The 17,660-nt window shown below is 32.7% G+C and carries 17 protein-coding genes and 1 riboswitch; of the genes, 16 read left to right on the plus strand and 1 reads right to left on the minus strand.

Going from position 1 to position 17,660, the window contains the following annotated elements:
- The first annotated feature begins 44 nt into the window (after positions 1–44).
- Positions 45–122, plus strand: a riboswitch (ZMP/ZTP riboswitch).
- Positions 123–209: 87 nt separating this feature from the next.
- The 15 genes from B5E58_RS06245 (at position 210) to B5E58_RS06315 (ending at position 15,554) form a co-directional block, all read left to right on the plus strand.
- Positions 210–1,880, plus strand: a complete 1,671-nt coding sequence (locus tag B5E58_RS06245) for a formate--tetrahydrofolate ligase (RefSeq protein WP_088108830.1) — start codon at positions 210–212, stop codon at positions 1,878–1,880.
- A 109-nt stretch (positions 1,881–1,989) separates the two neighbouring features.
- Positions 1,990–2,847 carry a bifunctional methylenetetrahydrofolate dehydrogenase/methenyltetrahydrofolate cyclohydrolase FolD gene (gene folD, locus B5E58_RS06250; RefSeq protein WP_088108831.1) on the plus strand — a complete coding sequence of 286 codons (858 nt, stop codon included), beginning with the start codon at positions 1,990–1,992 and terminating at the stop codon, positions 2,845–2,847.
- 23 nt (positions 2,848–2,870) lie between these two features.
- Positions 2,871–4,226 (plus strand): 30S ribosomal protein S12 methylthiotransferase RimO, encoded by a 1,356-nt coding sequence (gene rimO, locus B5E58_RS06255; protein WP_088108832.1) that lies wholly within the window; start codon positions 2,871–2,873, stop codon positions 4,224–4,226.
- Entirely contained in the window at positions 4,210–4,749 is a 540-nt protein-coding gene (gene pgsA, locus B5E58_RS06260; RefSeq protein ID WP_088108961.1) for a CDP-diacylglycerol--glycerol-3-phosphate 3-phosphatidyltransferase, read from the plus strand. The genes rimO and pgsA overlap by 17 nt, the downstream gene beginning before the upstream one ends.
- A gap of 121 nt (positions 4,750–4,870) precedes the next feature.
- Positions 4,871–6,115 (plus strand): competence/damage-inducible protein A, encoded by a 1,245-nt coding sequence (locus tag B5E58_RS06265; RefSeq protein ID WP_088108833.1) that lies wholly within the window; start codon positions 4,871–4,873, stop codon positions 6,113–6,115.
- On the plus strand, positions 6,105–6,737 hold the full coding sequence (locus B5E58_RS06270) for a DMT family transporter (RefSeq protein WP_088108834.1): 633 nt from the start codon (positions 6,105–6,107) through the stop codon (positions 6,735–6,737). Before B5E58_RS06265 ends, B5E58_RS06270 begins: the two co-directional genes overlap by 11 nt.
- The gene (locus B5E58_RS06275; protein WP_088108835.1) at positions 6,737–6,991 is read left to right on the plus strand and encodes an EamA family transporter; all 255 of its coding nucleotides are present in this window, start codon (positions 6,737–6,739) and stop codon (positions 6,989–6,991) included. The genes B5E58_RS06270 and B5E58_RS06275 overlap by 1 nt, the downstream gene beginning before the upstream one ends.
- A 65-nt stretch (positions 6,992–7,056) precedes the next feature.
- On the plus strand, positions 7,057–8,184 hold the full coding sequence (recA, locus tag B5E58_RS06280) for a recombinase RecA (RefSeq protein ID WP_088108836.1): 1,128 nt from the start codon (positions 7,057–7,059) through the stop codon (positions 8,182–8,184).
- Positions 8,185–8,266: 82 nt separating this feature from the next.
- On the plus strand, positions 8,267–8,890 hold the full coding sequence (locus B5E58_RS06285) for a regulatory protein RecX (RefSeq protein ID WP_088108837.1): 624 nt from the start codon (positions 8,267–8,269) through the stop codon (positions 8,888–8,890).
- Between the two features lie 78 nt (positions 8,891–8,968).
- A complete protein-coding gene (locus B5E58_RS06290; RefSeq protein WP_088108838.1) occupies positions 8,969–11,815 on the plus strand; it encodes a tetratricopeptide repeat protein in 2,847 nt (948 codons plus the stop codon).
- A gap of 127 nt (positions 11,816–11,942) precedes the next feature.
- Positions 11,943–12,254 carry a 50S ribosomal protein L21 gene (gene rplU, locus B5E58_RS06295; protein ID WP_088108839.1) on the plus strand — a complete coding sequence of 104 codons (312 nt, stop codon included), beginning with the start codon at positions 11,943–11,945 and terminating at the stop codon, positions 12,252–12,254.
- A 9-nt stretch (positions 12,255–12,263) separates the two neighbouring features.
- Entirely contained in the window at positions 12,264–12,608 is a 345-nt protein-coding gene (locus tag B5E58_RS06300; protein WP_088108840.1) for a ribosomal-processing cysteine protease Prp, read from the plus strand.
- Positions 12,609–12,902 carry a 50S ribosomal protein L27 gene (rpmA, locus tag B5E58_RS06305; RefSeq protein ID WP_088108841.1) on the plus strand — a complete coding sequence of 98 codons (294 nt, stop codon included), beginning with the start codon at positions 12,609–12,611 and terminating at the stop codon, positions 12,900–12,902.
- Between the two features lie 106 nt (positions 12,903–13,008).
- Positions 13,009–14,286: a GTPase ObgE gene (gene obgE / locus B5E58_RS06310; protein ID WP_088108842.1), complete on the plus strand. Its 1,278-nt coding sequence runs from the start codon at positions 13,009–13,011 to the stop codon at positions 14,284–14,286.
- Positions 14,287–14,342: 56 nt separating this feature from the next.
- Positions 14,343–15,554, plus strand: a complete 1,212-nt coding sequence (locus B5E58_RS06315) for an MFS transporter (protein WP_088108843.1) — start codon at positions 14,343–14,345, stop codon at positions 15,552–15,554.
- Between the two features lie 22 nt (positions 15,555–15,576).
- Here the strand turns inward: B5E58_RS06315 and B5E58_RS06320 are convergent, their stop codons facing one another.
- Positions 15,577–16,167 carry a TetR/AcrR family transcriptional regulator gene (locus B5E58_RS06320; RefSeq protein WP_088108844.1) on the minus strand — a complete coding sequence of 197 codons (591 nt, stop codon included), beginning with the start codon at positions 16,165–16,167 and terminating at the stop codon, positions 15,577–15,579.
- Between the two features lie 175 nt (positions 16,168–16,342).
- Between B5E58_RS06320 and B5E58_RS06325 the strand changes: the two genes are divergently transcribed.
- Complete coding sequence (locus B5E58_RS06325) at positions 16,343–17,659, plus strand: efflux RND transporter periplasmic adaptor subunit (RefSeq protein WP_088108845.1); 1,317 nt, start codon at positions 16,343–16,345, stop codon at positions 17,657–17,659.
- Position 17,660 lies beyond the last annotated feature (1 nt).

Below are 17,660 nucleotides of genomic sequence, written 5' to 3' on the forward strand. Positions count from 1 at the left end.
ATTTTTTATTGACAAATTTATTAGGTTATAGTATGCTAGCTTTAGAGAGGTCATATGACTGACGGAAGTGGAGTACCACATGAAGTATGACTTATAATTAGCCGACCGTCTGGGCAACCTAACCCGGATTGTCGGTTTTTTTTGACCTTTCGGAAGTTAGGTAGCAGAAAATATTATTGATTTATTGCCAAAGGAAGGGGAATTTATTAATGAAAACAGACTTACAGATTGCACAGGAATGTACAATGGAGCGTATTGAAAAAATTGCTGAAAAAGCTGGTATTCCTGAGGAGTATATTGAATGCTACGGAAAATATAAAGCTAAAATAAGTGATGAATACTATAATTCAATAAAAGATAAAAAAGATGGAAAACTTATACTTGTTACTGCTGTAAATCCTACACCAGCAGGAGAAGGAAAAACAACAATTACAATAGGTCTTTCACAGGCTTTAAACAAAATGGGTAAAAAGACTATGGTTGCCCTTAGAGAGCCTTCATTAGGACCTTGTTTCGGTGTAAAGGGCGGAGCTGCCGGTGGTGGATATGCACAGGTTGTTCCTATGGAAGATATTAACCTTCATTTTACAGGTGACATTCACGCTATGACAACAGCAAACAATCTTCTTTCTGCTATGATTGACAATCATATTCAGCAGGGTAATGAGTGTAATATCGACCCTAGAAAGATTGTTTGGAAACGTGTTCTTGATATGAATGATAGAGCTTTAAGAGATATAGTTATTGGTCTTGGTGGAAAACCAAACGGAGTTCCTCGTGAGGACGGTTTCCAGATAACTGTTGCTTCTGAGGTTATGGCTATATTCTGTCTTGCAGAAAGTCTCAAAGACCTTAAAGACAAACTTGGTAAAATTATTATAGGTTATACTTATGATGACAAACCTGTAACAGCAAAAGATATCGGAGCTGATGGTGCTATGACAGTTCTCTTAAAAGATGCTGTAAAACCTAACTTAGTTCAGACTCTTGATAATCAGCCAGCCCTCATACATGGTGGACCATTTGCAAATATTGCTCATGGTTGTAACAGTGTTAAGGCTACAAAATTAGGTCTTAAAATGGCTGATTACCTTGTTACAGAGGCAGGATTTGGGGCTGACCTTGGAGCTGAAAAATTCTTTGATATTAAATGTCGTAAAGCAGGACTTAAACCTGATGCTGTTGTTCTTGTAGCCACAGTAAGAGCTCTCAAATATAATGGTGGAGTTCCTAAAGCTGAGCTTAACAATGAAAATGTTGAAGCTGTTAAAAAAGGTATCGTAAACCTTGAAAAACATATTGAAAATCTTCAGAAATACGGTGTTCCTGTTGTTGTCACACTTAATAATTTTGTTTTCGATACAGAAGCTGAAATTAATGTGGTAAAAGAGAAATGTGAAGAAATGGGAGCTACATTTGCCATTGCTAAAGTATGGGAAAAAGGTGGAGAAGGCGGTCTTGAGCTTGCAGAAAAAGTTATTGAGACTATTGAAACAAAAGAAAGTAAATTCCATACACTTTATGATGATGATTTATCAATAGAAGAAAAAATAAATAAAGTTTGTAAGGAAATATATGGAGCGGGAAGTGTTGCTTTCTCTGCAAAAGCAAGAAAAACACTTAAACAGATTGACGAAATCGGTCTTGGAAAATTCCCTGTATGTATAGCTAAAACACAGTATTCTCTTTCAGATAATCCTAGTCTTTTAGGAAGACCTGAAGGTTTTGAAGTTACTGTACAGGAATTAAGAATTTCAGCTGGTGCCGGATTTATAGTTGCACTTTTAGGAGATATTATGACAATGCCAGGACTTCCTAAAAAACCTGCTGCATTAAATATTGATATTGATGATAAAGGAAATATTGTAGGATTGTTCTAATTGGTGTATAATCAAGGACAGAGATTTTTTCTCTGTCCTTTTTTTTAAACATAAAAAGAATTTTGGCGTAAATATTATTGGTAAATATAAATATTTAAGGAGGAGTAAGATGTCTGCTAAAATAATTGACGGAAAGGCTATATCAGCCGACATAAAAAATGAAGCCCTTAAAGAGGCAGAAAGTCTTATTGAAAAAGGTGTTGAACCTTGTCTTGCTGTTGTTCTTGTAGGGAATAACTCTGCTTCAAGAGTTTATGTTAATAACAAAAAGAAAGCTTGTGAATACTGCAAAATAAAATCACTTTCCTATGAACTTCCAGAGGAGACAACAGAGGAACAGCTTCTTGAGCTTATTGCTGAACTTAATGAAAGCAAAAATGTAAATGGTATACTTGTTCAGCTTCCACTTCCAAAACATATTGACGAGACAAAAGTTATACTTGCTATTTCAGAAAATAAAGACGTTGACTGTTTCCACCCTTATAATGTTGGAGCTGTGTTTACAGGTGGTAAAGGATTTAAGCCTTGTACACCAGCAGGAGTTATTGAGCTTATAAAGAGAACAGGCTGTGATATTGCAGGTAAAAACTGTGTTGTTATAGGTAGAAGTAATATTGTAGGTAAACCAGCAGCTATGCTTTTAATGGCTGAAAATGGTACTGTTACAATATGTCATTCAAAAACAAAAAATATGGCAGAGATATGTAAAAATGCTGATATTATAGTTGTTGCAACAGGTAAAATAAACACTCTCACAAAAGATATGGTTAAAGAGGGAGCAGTTATAATTGATGTTGGTATGAACAGAAATGAAGAAGGCAAACTCTGTGGAGATGTTGACTTTGAAAATGTAAAAGAGGTTGCTGGTGCAATAACACCTGTTCCAGGTGGTGTAGGCCCTATAACTATTGCAATGCTTATGAAGAATTGTATTACTGCTGCAAAAATGCAGAATGGTATAGAATAATCAGAATAAATCGGAGGTATGTTTTGAAAGCTAATATATCATTTATTTCCCTTGGCTGTGACAAAAATCTTGTTGACAGTGAGGTAATGCTTGGTCTTACAAAAAAGGCAGGATTTAATATTGTACCTGATGAGGCCGACGCAGATATTATTGTAATAAATACTTGCTGTTTTATAAAAGATGCCCTTGAGGAAAGTATAGAGACAATTATAGATGCCGGAAAATACAAAGAAGATAGATGTAAAGGAATTATTATTGCAGGTTGTCTTGGACAGAGATATGAAAAAGAAATTTTTGAGGAGATGCCTGAGGTTGACGCTGTAATAGGTACAACAGCCTATGAAGATATTGTTGAGGTTGCCGAGAGAGTTCTTAATGGTGAAAAACAGTTTAAGGACATAAAGAGCATTGACCTTGCCTGTGATGATGATAAAAGCGAGCTTAGGGTTTTATCTTCAGCAGGATATTCTGCAAATCTTAAAATAGCTGAAGGCTGCAATAATCATTGTACATACTGTGTTATACCTAAATTAAGAGGAAAATACAGAAGTCGTAAAATGGAAAGCCTTATAAGAGAAGCTGAAATGCTTGCTAAAAATGGTGTTAAAGAACTTGTTCTTGTTGCTCAGGACGTAGCTTTATATGGTATTGACCTTTATGGTGAAAATCGTCTCCATGTTCTTTTGGAGAACCTTTGTAAGGTTGAAGGCATAGAATGGATAAGACTTCTTTATTGCTACCCTGAACATTTGACAGATGAGACAATAGCTGTTATGGCGAAAGAAGAAAAAATCTGTCATTATATAGACATGCCACTTCAACATACTGTTGACAGTGTTCTTAAAAAAATGGGAAGAAGAAGCACAAAAGCTATGATAAGAGAAATTGTCGGAAAACTTAGAACAGCTATGCCTGATATTGCCATAAGAACAACAATTATAACAGGTTTTCCACAGGAGACAGAGGAAGACGTGGAAGAACTTATGGAATTCATAAGTGAAATAAAATTTGACCGATTGGGTGTGTTTTCATATTCACAGGAGGAGGGAACTCCTGCTGCGAAAATGGAAGGTCAGATTGATGATGATTTAAAAGAGGACAGAAGAAACCGTATACTTGAATGTCAGAAATTTATTTCTGCACAAAATTGTGAAAGTATGGTTGGAAAAGTAATAAAAGTTATTGTGGACGGAAAGATACCTGAAGAAAATATATACTGTGGAAGATGCTATAAAGATGCACCTGAAATTGACGGTATGGTATTTATAAAGAGTGATTATGAGCTCTTGTCAGGGGATTTTGCTGATGTGCTTATCACAGAGGCAAGTGATTATGATTTGATAGGGGAGACTTATTATGGAGATGAATTTGCCGAATAAACTTACAATACTTAGAGTTATACTTATACCAGTATTTCTTGTTGTACTTCTTTCTGATTTTATACCAGGTCCATTAAATAGATATATTGCCATAGCTATATTTATTATAGCTTCTCTGACAGATATGCTTGATGGACATATTGCAAGAAGTAGAAATCTTGTTACAAATTTCGGAAAATTTATGGACCCTCTTGCAGATAAACTTCTTGTTAGTGCAGCTATGATTGCTATGGTTGAAATGGGTTCACTTCCTTCATGGGTTGTAATTATTATTATAAGCCGTGAATTTGCCATAACTGGTTTTAGAATACTTGCCATAGAGGCAAACAAAGTTATTGCTGCCAGTTGGTGGGGAAAAATAAAAACAACAACACAGATGATAATGATAATATATCTTCTTATTGGACTTAAAGGTTTTGTTTTCCAAGCAATAGGAGGATTTCTTATAGCTCTTGCTACACTTTTTACAATTATATCTGGTGTTGACTATATTGTTAAAAATATTGAAGTTTTAAAAGGCTGATATTTATATATTTTAAAAAAATTTTAGAGGTGTGTTTTCACACCTCTTATTTTTTTACTTGAAATTATATTTTACTGGTTTAAAATAAAATATAAATATATAAAAAGAAGGTGTATTATTTATGAATGCTGAAATTTTAGCTGTTGGAACTGAAATTCTTCTTGGTGATATTGTGAATACAAATGCACAGTATCTTGCAAGAGAGTTGGCTGATTTGGGTATAGGTGTATATTATCAGACTGTTGTAGGTGATAATCCTGATAGACTTAGAGATACCATATATAAAGCCTTTTCTCGTGCTGACCTTATTATAACAACAGGAGGACTTGGACCAACTGAGGATGACCTTACAAAAGAAACAGGAGCTAAGTATTTTGATAAAGAACTTGTTCTTGATGAAAAAGCTCTTGATGATATAAAAGAGTTTTTTGAAAAAACAGGCAGAAAAATGACAGAAAATAATGTTAAGCAAGCCTATGTTCCAGAAGGTTCAACAGTTCTTTACAATGAAAATGGAACTGCACCGGGAATAATAATAGAAGAAAATGGCAAAATACTTATAATGCTTCCTGGACCTCCAAAGGAAACTATACCAATATTTGAAAATCAAGTTAAACCTTTTTTAAAGAGTAAACAGGAGTATACTCTTGTATCAAGAGTTTTGAGAGTTGCCGGTGTTGGTGAAAGTAAAATGGAAACACTTGTTAAAGATATTATTGAAAACAGTGAAAATCCAACAGTAGCACCTTATGCAAAGGATAATGAAGCTATTTTAAGAATTACAGCAAAAGCTCACAATGAACAGGAAGCTATGGAGCTTATAAAACCTGTTGCCGATGAGATATATAATAGGCTTGGTGATGCCATATATGGGGAGGGAGATACTAATCTTGAGTCTGTTGTAGCAGAATTGCTTATAAATAAAAAAATGACAATATCAACAAGTGAGTCATGTACAGGAGGACTTCTTGCAGGAACACTTATAGAGTATCCGGGAATATCAAGTGTATTTATGGACGGTGTTGTTTCTTATTCCAATGAGTCTAAAATGTATCGTTTAGGTGTTAAAGAGGAGACTTTGGAAAAATACGGTGCTGTAAGCCATGAGACAGCAGCAGAAATGGCAAAGGGTATTGCTGAAACAGCAGGAACAAATATAGGTATATCAACAACAGGAATAGCAGGACCAGGAGGAGGAAGCCCTGAAAAACCTGTGGGACTTGTTTATGTTGGTATATGTATAAATGGAAATGTAAAAACAAAAGAAATGCATTTTGCCGGAACAAGAGAAAAAATAAGAGGTAGAGCTGTTTATGGTGCTCTCAACTGGCTCAGAAAAGAGCTTTTAAATCTTGATGAACAGTAAAAAGGCGGATATTCTCCTTATATTTGCGGCTTTTGTAGGTGGAGCTGGATTTATAGGTATGAAATATCTTCTTGAGGCAGGATATAATACATTTCAGACAATATACGGAAGATTTTTTGTTGCTTCTGTTTTTATGGCTATTGTTTTTAAAAATAATTTAAAAGGAATTACAAAGAATGATATTAAAGGTGGATTTATAACAGGAGTTTTTTTGTTTGGTCTTTTCTTTTTTATGGTTGTTGGTTTAAAATATACAACAGCCTCTGTAAATGCGTTTTTGACAAATGTAAGTTCTGTTATTGTTCCCTTTATATGTTGGATATTTTTTAATGATAAACCTAAATTTTATTCTTTTTTAGCTGGCTTTGTAACTGTTTTAGGGGTGTGGTTTTTATCTTTTGATGGTAATTTTGATTTTGGCTTTGGAGCTTTTATGTCTTTGATAGCGTCATTTTCATTTGCTTTTCAGATTGTTTTTATTGAAAGATTTGTTAAAAATACAAACCCTGTAAATCTTGCAATCATTGAAAATTTGACAGTGTTTATACTTGCTTTTTTAGTTTCTTTCATCATGGGTGAAAAACTTCCAACCTTAAAAAAGAGAGTATTTCTGTATTTTTAATGCTGGGCATTTTCTGTACAGGAATGTATTTTGTCATACAGTCTGTTTGTCAAAAGTATACATCTTCATCAAAAGTTGGAGTTATACTTTGCTCTGAGGCAGTTTTTACAGCTATAATGTCAGCTTTTATAATGAATGAAAAAACGAGCTCTTTTGGAATTTTAGGCTGTGTGTTTATATTTTTAGGTGTCATAATTGCCGAAACAAAATTTTCATTTATTTTAAATATTTTTAAAAATAAATCTGTTGACTAATATTGTTTTTTATTATATAATAAGAACACAAGTTCGATTTTACTATGAAAGGCAGTTGATTATAAGTGGCAGATAAAAAAGGAAACAAAAAGTTTGACTTTGATGATGCTAAAGGTGAAGACAGAGAAAAAGCCCTTGAAGCGGCTTTAGGTCATATTGAAAAACAGTTTGGAAAAGGTGCTGTAATGAAACTTGGAGATAGTGCTTCAAGAATGAATGTTGAAGTAACTCCAACAGGTGCTTTAAGCCTTGATATTGCCCTTGGTGTTGGTGGTATACCAAAGGGAAGAATTATTGAAATTTTTGGACCTGAATCATCAGGTAAAACAACTGTTGCCCTTCATATGGTAGCAGAAGTTCAGAAACAGGGCGGTATTGCAGGTTATATTGACGCTGAACATGCTCTTGACCCTGTATATGCAAAAAATTTAGGTGTTGATATTGATAATCTCTATATTTCACAGCCAGATGACGGAGAACAGGCTCTTGAGATTGCCGAAACTATGGTTCGCTCAGGTGCTATGGATATAGTTATAGTTGACTCTGTTGCAGCTTTAGTTCCTCGTGCAGAGATAGAAGGCGAAATGGGAGACTCTCACATGGGACTTCAGGCAAGACTTATGTCTCAGGCTTTAAGAAAACTTACAGGTATAACAAACAAATCAAAATGTAGCGTTATATTTATAAATCAGCTTAGAGAAAAAATTGGTGTTACTTTCGGAAATCCTGAGACAACAACAGGTGGTCGTGCTTTAAAATTCTATGCTTCCATAAGAATTGATATAAGAAGAACTGATACATTAAAACAGAGTAATGACCTTGTTGGTAACAGAACAAAAGCAAAAGTTGTTAAAAACAAAGTTTCACCACCTTTCAAAACTGCTGAGTTTGATATTATGTATGGTGAAGGCATATCGAAAGAGGGAGACGTTTTAGACCTTGCTGCTGATATTGATATTGTAAATAAGAGCGGTGCTTGGTATTCCTATGGTGAAACAAGAATTGGTCAGGGACGTGAAAATGCTAAAATTTATCTCAAAGAACACCCTGAAATGTGTCATGAGATTGAAAATGCTGTAAGAGCATACTATGACCTTCCTGTTCTTGATGATTTTGAAACAGTTTCTGAAAATGAAATTGATGAAACACCTATTGAAGTTTCAGAGAATGTTGAAGAAAAAGAAGAATTTTAATATAATATTATAAAACTAAAGACACATCACATGGAATTAAAATTTCTGTGTGATGTGTTTTATTTTGCAGAGGTGATTTTTTATGATAGTTACAGCCCTTGAACAGCAAAAAAAAGATAAAAGTCGATATTCTGTATATATTGACGGAAATTTTGCCTTTGGTCTTTCTGCCGCTGATGTTGAATATTTTAAAATAAAAGAAGGTTTTGAAATATCAGAGACAACATATAACTATATTACCGATAGTCTCGTATATATAAAGGCTCAAGATACAGCCTTAAAATTTTTGGGATATAAAATGCGTACAGAAAATGAAGTTTATAAAAAACTGTCTGAAAAAGATTATTCGGAAGATATAAAATCAAGAGTAATGGCTTTTTTAAAAAAATATGGATATGTTGACGATAAAAAGTATTGTGAAGCCTATATAAAAGAATGTGAGAGACTTAAACCTAAAGGAAAGTATTTGATAAAATATGAACTGTCCCAAAGAGGTGTAGATGACAAAGTAATTTATGAAGTTTTTGAAAATATGGATTTAGATGAAATTTCTGGTGCTGTTAAACTTATAAGAAAAAAAATAAAAGACTTCTCTAATGTGGATTTTAAAGAGAAACAGAAAGTTTTTGCTATGTTACAGCGAAAAGGCTATAATTATGATGTTATAAAAGAGGCTTTTGATGAGGCTTCTTCTGATGATTTTTAACTTTAAGAATAAGGGTTTTGTTTTTTGTATATTTTATGATATTATATAAAGGTCAATTTATTTTCGGAGGTGGGAGAAATGTCCTATTATATCGGTGAAATAGTAAAACTTAGGGCGGATTTTTTAAATGCCCACAAAAAAGGTGATTATATACAAGCTATTATTGCGGGTGAAAAGATAATTAAGAAATATGAAGAAAATGGGGACAAGGACAGTATTGATTATTCTATTGATATGTATAATCTTGGTGTTGCCCATGATGATGTAAATAATTATCCTGCTGCAATAGATTGTTATATGAAAGCTAAAGATATAAGAGAAAAGAAAAATCAAAAAACAGTTGAATATGCTAATATTATAAATAACTTAGCTATTGACCTTTCCATTATGGGTAAAAATAAAGAGGCACTTCCTCTTATGGAGGAGGCTATTTTAATTTTTGATAAAAATTATGGAAGTAGCCATATTGATTATATATTAGCTTTATACAATATAGGTAATATATATGCTGATATGAAAGATTATAATAAGGCTATTGATTACCTTAGACGTGCTTTAGTTAAGGCTCAGCGTAAAAATGGATTTTTAAAAAATGATTATGCTGATATTTATTCAAGTCTTGCGAAGTGTTTTGAAAGATTAGGAAATTATCGTGAAGCCATAAGAAATTATACTAATTCAATAGAAGTTATAGAAAATAATCTTGATACAAAAAGTTTTTATTATATGTCTGTTCTTGTATCAGCATCCCTTGTTTGTGAAAAAGCAAAATTTTATGATAAGGCTATAAAATATTCAGAGAGAGCTTTGGAAATAAGAACATCAATAATGGAAGAAAAACATTTGGATTATATTACAAGTCTTAATGCCCTTGCATCTTTATATACAAAGTCAAAAAATTATAAAAAAGCAATGGAAAAGCATGAAGAAATATTGGGCTTAGTAAAAGATATGCTTGGAGAAGAACACGCTTTTTATGCTGACTCTATAAATAATATAGGTGTTGATTATGGCAACATGGAAGACTATGAAAATGCTATAAAATACCATGAAAAAGCCCTTGAAATTAAAAATAAAATTATGGGTGAAGATAGTGCTAATATTGCAGTGACATATATAAGTCTTGGAAATATATATTCAAAAATGAAAGAGAAAGAAAAAGCTGTTGAAGCATATCAAAAAGCCCTTGAAATAAGAAAAAATTATTATGGTGAAGGTAATTTATACTATATAGAAGTTCTTAATGCCATAGGAAAGTTTTATTGTGATTTAGGTGACTATGTGGAGTCCTGTGATTATTATATGAAAGCTATGATGTTAAGAAGCACTATTGCCGAGAAAAGCTCTATGGGTTATGTTAAAAACCTTATGGAGATGACAGAAGTTTTCAGTAAAGCTGGAAAGAAAAAACAAGCTCTTGACCTTATTCAAGACGGTATAACTATAAGGAAAAAAATTTATGGTGAAAAACACCCTAAATATGCAGATGTTCTTTTTGCCAAAGCTGAAATATTAATGAATGGTAAAGACTATGCTAAGGCACAAAGTATTCTTGAGGATATAGTGGTTATAAGAGAAGAAATGCTTGGAAGTGATAGTGTTGATTTTAAAGAGGCTTTAAGTCTTTATGCAGACGCTTGCAGACTTTCGGGAAATTATGATGAAGCTATAAATTGCTATGAGAGAAGTATAGACCTTAATTTTGAACAGGATTATGATGATAAATTAAAGGTTGCAAAAGAAAAAGTTAAAGTTGCCCTTGCTATATTTGGAAAAGGCGATATTAAAAGAGCTAATATGTATTATAAAAAGGCTGTAAGCTACTATACAAGAAATAAAATACCTGAAGATGACTTTTTATATGATAGTGTTCTTGAATGTGTCAGATATAATATAAAGTCAAAGTTTTATAATGAAGCAAATATTATATTAGATAAAGCTGAAAAAATATGTGAAAATATTTATGACAGTAAAAGTAGTAAGGCTTTAGATTTGTATATTTTAAAAGCTCAAATTCTTTATGATTGGGGCAAAGATAGAGAAGCCATTGATTATATTGAAAATATTCTTAGTTTGTTTAACAGTGATAATGATGATGAAAGCAAATCTGTTACAAAGCTTTATATAATGCTTTCAGACTTATATTTAAAGGGTAATGACAATGGGAATGCTCTCTATAATTTATTAAAAGCAGAAAAAACAGCAAAAGAAAAGGATTATGTATCTGTTCAAAATAGTATGGGAGATATTTATTTCTCAAATAATGAATACGATAAGGCAATAAAACGTTTTGAAATTTCTAAAAACTTTATGGAAGAATATAAAATGACTGATACTTTAGAGTATATTCATGTCCATGATATTTTGGGAGATATATATAAAATTAAAGATGATAAAGACAATGTCATAAAAATGTATGAGATTGCTGTTTTAAAAAGAAAAAAACTTGATAAAAAAGATATTGTGTATATAAATGAAAGTCTTATGCTTGGAGAGATATGGTCAGGAAAAGAAAATGACAAAAAAGCATTAGAATATTTCAGTGAGTCAGCGGTGACTATATGTGAATTGAGCGGTGAAGATAAAACTTATGGAGCTGTTCTTATGAGAATTGGCTCAATATATGAAAAACAGAGTAAGTTTGAGGAAGCCTATGGAATGTTTAAAAAGGCTGAACGTATATTGAAAGTGAGAACAGGAGAAAAGAGTGTTGAGTATCTTCAGGCTTTAGGTAAAAGAGCTGATATTGAATATGAAAAAGGTAATAAAGATGAAGCTCTTGATATATATGAAAAACTCTATTTAACAAGTAAAAAAGATAATGTAAAAGATATTTTCGACAAAGAAAAGTATGAAAAATTAAGTAAGCTGTATAAAGATAACAAAGATTATAAAAGTTTGTTAAAATTGAAATTTAGACGATAAAATATGTTGACAGAATAGGGTTTCTATGCTATGATTTACAGGTATGTTAAGCCGCACGAAGAGGTTTGAAATCCTGAAAAGGTCAGGGTACCGAATTCGGCGAGTATATTGCGAGGAGGTGCAGAGAATGTACGCAATTATCGAGACTGGTGGAAAACAGTATAAAGTAGCTGAAGGCGATGTTATTACTGTTGAAAAATTAGGTGTAGAAGCAGGTAGCGAATACAGCTTTGACAAAGTTTTAGTTGTTGCTAAAGATGGTGATGTTAAAGTTGGAGCTCCTTACGTTGAGGGTGCTGCTGTTTCAGCTGCTGTTATCGGTGATGGAAAAGCTAAAAAGGTTGTAGTTTACAAATACAAATCTAAAAAAGGTTTCCACAAGAAAAAAGGTCACAGACAGCCATTCACAAAATTAGAAATCAAAGCTATCAATGCTTAATTTTCTATTATGATAAAAGTTAATATTTATCGTAATAAAAACAATAATATTTATGGATTTAAACTTTCTGGACATGCAGGGTTTGCCGAGGAAGGCTCTGATATTGTTTGTTCCGCTGTTACTGTTTTAGTTTTTAATACTATAAACTGTATTGAGGAATTTACAGATGAACCTTTTGAATGTGACCTTGATGAAAAGAAAGGCGGTTTCATAGATTACAGTCTTCCTGATGTAAAAGAGGGAGGATACAACAAGGACGCTGATATTCTCATTAGAGCAATGGTCAGAGGCCTTATGGATATTCAGTTAGAATATAGTAGTTATATATCGATAAACGACGAGGAGGTGCACTAGATGTTAAGATTAAACCTTCAGTTTTTTGCACATAAAAAAGGTGTTGGTTCAACAAGAAACGGCCGTGACTCTGAAGCTAAAAGACTTGGAGCTAAACGTGCTGATGGACAGATTGTAAGAGCTGGCAATATTTTATACACACAGAGAGGTACAAAAATTCACCCAGGCGTTAACGTTGGTAAAGGTGGAAACGATACACTCTTTGCTTTAGTAGACGGACGTGTAAAATATGAAAGAAAAGGCAGAGACAAAAAACAGGTTTCTGTTTACCCTGTTGTAGAAGCAGCAGAATAATTTATGATAACTAAGGCTTCAAATGATTTCATTTGAAGCCTTGTTTTGTATGAACATTATTTTTTTATATATACTAAATAGATATGGGAAAGAGAGGTGTAATTAAATGTTTGTAGATAGAGTCAAAATCCATATTAAAGGCGGAAATGGCGGAAACGGTTGTGTTTCATTTTACAGAGCAAAATATATTACCCACGGTGGCCCAGACGGTGGTGACGGTGGCCGTGGTGGTGATGTTATATTTGTTGGTGATGGAAGTATGAACACTCTTATGGATTTCAGATATAAGAGAAGCTTTAAGGCTGAGGCGGGAGAAGACGGTGGAAAACTTAACTGTTTCGGTAAAAGTGGTAAAAGTGTTTATATTAAAGTCCCTGTTGGTACTGTTATAAGAGAAGCTGAGTCTGGAAAGATTATGGCAGATATAACAAAAATAGGAGAAGAAAAAGTTATTATAAAAGGTGGAAAAGGCGGTAGAGGAAATCAGCACTTTGCAACTCCAACTCGTCAGGCTCCAAGATATGCCGAGAGAGGTGTTATTGCTAAAGAGTATGATGTAATACTTGAACTTAAACTTATTGCTGATGTTGGTCTTATTGGTTTCCCTAACGTTGGAAAATCAACACTTCTTTCTATGGTAACAAATGCAAATCCTAAAATTGCTAACTATCACTTTACAACACTTACTCCAAACTTGGGAGTTGTTCAAGGAAAATATGGCGATGATTTCGTTCTTGCTGATATTCCAGGACTTGTTGAAGGTGCTAGTGAGGGTATAGGTTTAGGTCATGAGTTCTTACGCCATGTTGAGAGAACAAAAGTCCTTATACACGTTGTTGATGCTGCCAGTGTTGAAGGTCGTGACCCTGTTGAGGATATTGAAACAATAAATAAAGAGCTTTTTGATTACAATCCAGAGCTTATGAAACGTCCACAGGTTATAGCAGCTAATAAAACAGATATTCCAGGTTCTGAAGATTTTGTTCAGGAACTTAAAGATATTTATGAACCTAAGGGATATAAAGTATATCCTATCTCAGCAGCAACAAATAAAGGTCTTGATGAACTTCTTGGTGCTGTTGCTAATATATTAAAAGATTACCCTGAAGATATTGTATTTGAGGAAGAATATGACGAATATGAAGAGGCTGAAATAGATAAAGAGCCATTTACTATTGAGGTTTATGATGACAACTATTATGTTGTTACAGGTGTAGGCGTTGAAAAGATGATTGGTTATACAAATATTGACACTGAAAAAGGTTTCGCATTCTTCCAGAGATACCTTAGAGAGAAAGGCATTATTGAAGCTCTCGAGGAAAAAGGAATTTCTGAGGGTGATACTGTAAGAATTTACGGTGTAGAATTTGACTATTTTAAATAATAATAAAAAAGGTGCCTTTATGGTACCTTTTTTGCTGTATTATGAGGTTTTATTAAATGAGTGCTTTAAATAATAATTATAAATATACCGTATATGCTTGTTATATTGGATATATCGTTCAGGGAATTATAAATAATATAAGCCCTATATTTTTTGTTATATATCAAAAACGTCTTGGAATATCCCTTGATAAAATAGGAATACTTATTGCCTTAAATTTTGGTACACAGATATTGACAGATATAATTGCAGCAAAATATGTTGATAGAATAGGTTATAGAAAAAGTATGATTATAGCTCATATTTCTGCTACAATAGGTATATTTGGCATAGGACTTTTTCCGTTAGTGTTTTCAAATGCTTTTTTAGGTCTTGTTTTTGCTACAATTTTGAATTCGATAGGTGGAGGACTTTTGGAGGTTTTAGTAAGCCCTATTGTTGAGTCTGTGCCTTCTAAAGAAAAAGACAAAGCTATGAGTATGTTACATTCATTTTATTGTTGGGGCTGTGTTGGTTTTATACTTATTTCAACTTTAGTTTTAAAATTTATAGGTGAAAGTTATTGGTATTTTATACCTTTTATGTGGGCAATAATACCTTTTATAAATATTTTTATGTTTTCTTATGTGCCTATAAATACTCTTGTTGAAGAAGATGAGAGAGTATCAATAAAGTTTTTCTTTGGAAAGAAAATATTTTGGATTATAGTAATAATGATGATATGTGCTGGAGCTTCTGAGTTGGGAATGTCCCAGTGGGCTTCATATTTTGCTGAAGTAGGTCTTGGAGTTAATAAAACTGTGGGAGATATTATGGGACCTGTCTTCTTTTCAATTATGATGGGACTTACAAGGCTTTTTTATGGCAAAAAAGGTGAAGTTGTAAATTTAGAAAAATTTATATGTATAAGCTGTTTATTGTGTGTTTTAAGTTATATTATGGCAGCTTTTTCTCCTTATCCTATTATAGGTCTTTTAGGCTGTGGATTATGTGGTCTTTCTGTCGGCATACTTTGGCCGGGAATGTTTAGTATTGCAGCTAAAAACTGTAAAGAAGGTGGAACAGCTCTATTTGCTATACTTGCCTTTGCCGGTGATATGGGTTGTGTTGCAGGTCCTCAGACAGTTAATATTATTTCAAGTATGTTTACTGATTATGGAATAAAGGCTGGATTTATGGGAGCTATTGTATTTCCAATATTAATGATTGTTCTTATGATATTCTCTATAAAAAATAATATTTTCTCATATAATAAAAAAAACACCTGATTTTTAATCAGGTGTTTTTTTATTATATATTTTCTAAAATATCTCCTGAAGTTATAAGGTCAAGATTTTTAACCATATCATCAATAGATACTGACATATCATTTTCAAGCCACCAATTAGCCATAGCTATTGATGCACTTGTATAGTATTCCGCTAAAAGGGCAGGAGATATTTTGAATTTTACATTGTTTTTCTTTTCATTAAGTTTAAAATGATTTTTTAAATATTCTGTTATTGATGACTTAAAAACTTCTTCAACATAATTATTACCTTTGTCAAAAATAGTTTTTGACATTAAAAGTTTGTTTTCTGCTATATATTCAAGAACTCTTTTAAAAAGTAAAAGATAAAATGTTTTAGGTGCATCTGATGATGAAAGATGTTCGTTACACTGTTCATCAAATTTCTTTTGAAGTTCGATTATAATAGTTCTAAGAAGATGTTCTTTATCTTCAAAATGTTTATAAAATGTTGTTCTGTGAACCATTGCTTTTTGACATATATCTGTTACAGATATTTCTGAAAAAGATTGAGTTTTTAAAAGTTCAAAAAGTGCAGTTGTCAAAAAACTGTAAGTTTGCCTTGTCCTTAAATCCATTTTTTTCTCTTTCATTGTTTTATACCCCCTAATAATCTACATTTTTTAAAAATTGAATATTATATTTACAATAAATCCGCTCTGTTTCTTGTATTTTTCTACGTTTAGATTTAGTATATAATAAATAGATACAGATGTAAAGATAATATACACTTGTATATAAAAATCTTTGAAAAGGGAGGATAATATAATGAAATGTTTAAAAAAAGGCTGTTTTAAATCAATTACAGCACTTTTGACAGTATGTATATTTGTGTTTACAGGTTGTGCTAAAGAAGAAGAAACACAAGAGCAGGCTGTAAGAACAGTAAAAACGGAAACAGTAAATATGGAGGGTGTTTTAAATACTTTAAGTTTAAGTGGAAATGTTACACCTGTTGAGACAGTAAATCTTTCTTTTAAACTTGATGGAGTTATTGACAAGGTTATACCTGACGAGGGAAGTTTTGTCAATAAGGGAGATATTGTGGCAAACTTAAAAACTGATGATTACGCATTGCAGAAAAAAGCAGCGGAAGCCGATAAATATTCTGCACAGGCTGGAGTTTCAGCAGCGGAAAGTCAGTATGAAGCAGCTATGGCAGAGTATGAAGCGGCAAAATATCAGGTTGAAACAGAGATACCCTCAAAAATAGCTCAGGCAAAAGCTCAACTTGAACTTACACAGACAAATTATGAAAGAGTTGAAACTCTTTATAATAGTGGAATAGCTACAAAAAGCCAGTTTGATGAGATTTCAGCAAAACTTACAGCTGATAAAGAAACATATCAGCAGGCTTTAGATGCAAAGGGTATTGCAGAAGGTAAACTTGATGCTTCTTTGAAAAAAGTTGAAGCCTATGGAGCACAAATTTCTGCATCAACAGCTCTTGCAGATAAAGCACAAGCGGCAGTTGATAAATCTGTAAATGATTTGGGAGATACAACAATATATTCACCTATGAATGGAGTTGTACTTAAAAAACTTTTTTCATCAGGTGAGACAGTGGCAGCCGGTTATCCTGTGGCTGTAATAGGTAATATAAATAGTGTCTATATAGAGGTTGGTGTGTCTGATAAATATATAAATTCAATATCTCAAGGACAGACAGCTAAAATATATGTGTATGGTACAAATAAAGAATATACAGGAACAGTTGCTGAGATAGGTTCTTTAGCAGACAGTACAACAAGAACATTTACAGTAAAAATACTTGTTGATAATCCTAATGGTGAAATACGTCCGGGAATGGTTGCCAAAGCGGATATTAATATTTCCGGTGAAAATGTATGTCTTGTACCTGTAAATACTGTTATACAGCTTTCATCAGGTTCTTTTATATTTACATATGATGAAAATACAAAAACTGTATCAAAGAAACCTGTCACAACAGGAGATATTATAGGTGATAATATACAGATTATAGAAGGTATATCAACAGGTGATGTCATTGTGACAGAAGGTCAATTCCTTCTCAGAGATGGAGACTCTGTAACAGTTGAGAATGGTAATACAGAGGGGGCTTAAA

The sequence above is a fragment of the Tyzzerella sp. An114 genome (assembly GCF_002161055.1).
Taxonomy (GTDB): Bacteria; Bacillota; Clostridia; order Lachnospirales; family Anaerotignaceae; genus Fimicola; species Fimicola cottocaccae.

What these genes read in the sequence shown, in the direction of transcription:
- rplU (WP_088108839.1), top strand. Translation starts at nt 11,943, where the DNA reads ATGTACGCAATTATCGAGACTGGTGGAAAACAGTATAAAGTAGCTGAA.
- pgsA (WP_088108961.1), top strand. Translation starts at nt 4,210, where the DNA reads ATGAATTTGCCGAATAAACTTACAATACTTAGAGTTATACTTATACCA.
- B5E58_RS06300 (WP_088108840.1), top strand. Translation starts at nt 12,264, where the DNA reads ATGATAAAAGTTAATATTTATCGTAATAAAAACAATAATATTTATGGA.
- rpmA (WP_088108841.1), top strand. Translation starts at nt 12,609, where the DNA reads ATGTTAAGATTAAACCTTCAGTTTTTTGCACATAAAAAAGGTGTTGGT.
- B5E58_RS06315 (WP_088108843.1), top strand. Translation starts at nt 14,343, where the DNA reads ATGAGTGCTTTAAATAATAATTATAAATATACCGTATATGCTTGTTAT.
- B5E58_RS06270 (WP_088108834.1), top strand. Translation starts at nt 6,105, where the DNA reads ATGAACAGTAAAAAGGCGGATATTCTCCTTATATTTGCGGCTTTTGTA.
- B5E58_RS06285 (WP_088108837.1), top strand. Translation starts at nt 8,267, where the DNA reads ATGATAGTTACAGCCCTTGAACAGCAAAAAAAAGATAAAAGTCGATAT.
- B5E58_RS06275 (WP_088108835.1), top strand. Translation starts at nt 6,737, where the DNA reads ATGCTGGGCATTTTCTGTACAGGAATGTATTTTGTCATACAGTCTGTT.
- B5E58_RS06245 (WP_088108830.1), top strand. Translation starts at nt 210, where the DNA reads ATGAAAACAGACTTACAGATTGCACAGGAATGTACAATGGAGCGTATT.
- folD (WP_088108831.1), top strand. Translation starts at nt 1,990, where the DNA reads ATGTCTGCTAAAATAATTGACGGAAAGGCTATATCAGCCGACATAAAA.
- B5E58_RS06320 (WP_088108844.1), bottom strand. Translation starts at nt 16,167, where the DNA reads ATGAAAGAGAAAAAAATGGATTTAAGGACAAGGCAAACTTACAGTTTT.
- obgE (WP_088108842.1), top strand. Translation starts at nt 13,009, where the DNA reads ATGTTTGTAGATAGAGTCAAAATCCATATTAAAGGCGGAAATGGCGGA.
- B5E58_RS06265 (WP_088108833.1), top strand. Translation starts at nt 4,871, where the DNA reads ATGAATGCTGAAATTTTAGCTGTTGGAACTGAAATTCTTCTTGGTGAT.
- B5E58_RS06290 (WP_088108838.1), top strand. Translation starts at nt 8,969, where the DNA reads ATGTCCTATTATATCGGTGAAATAGTAAAACTTAGGGCGGATTTTTTA.
- B5E58_RS06325 (WP_088108845.1), top strand. Translation starts at nt 16,343, where the DNA reads ATGAAATGTTTAAAAAAAGGCTGTTTTAAATCAATTACAGCACTTTTG.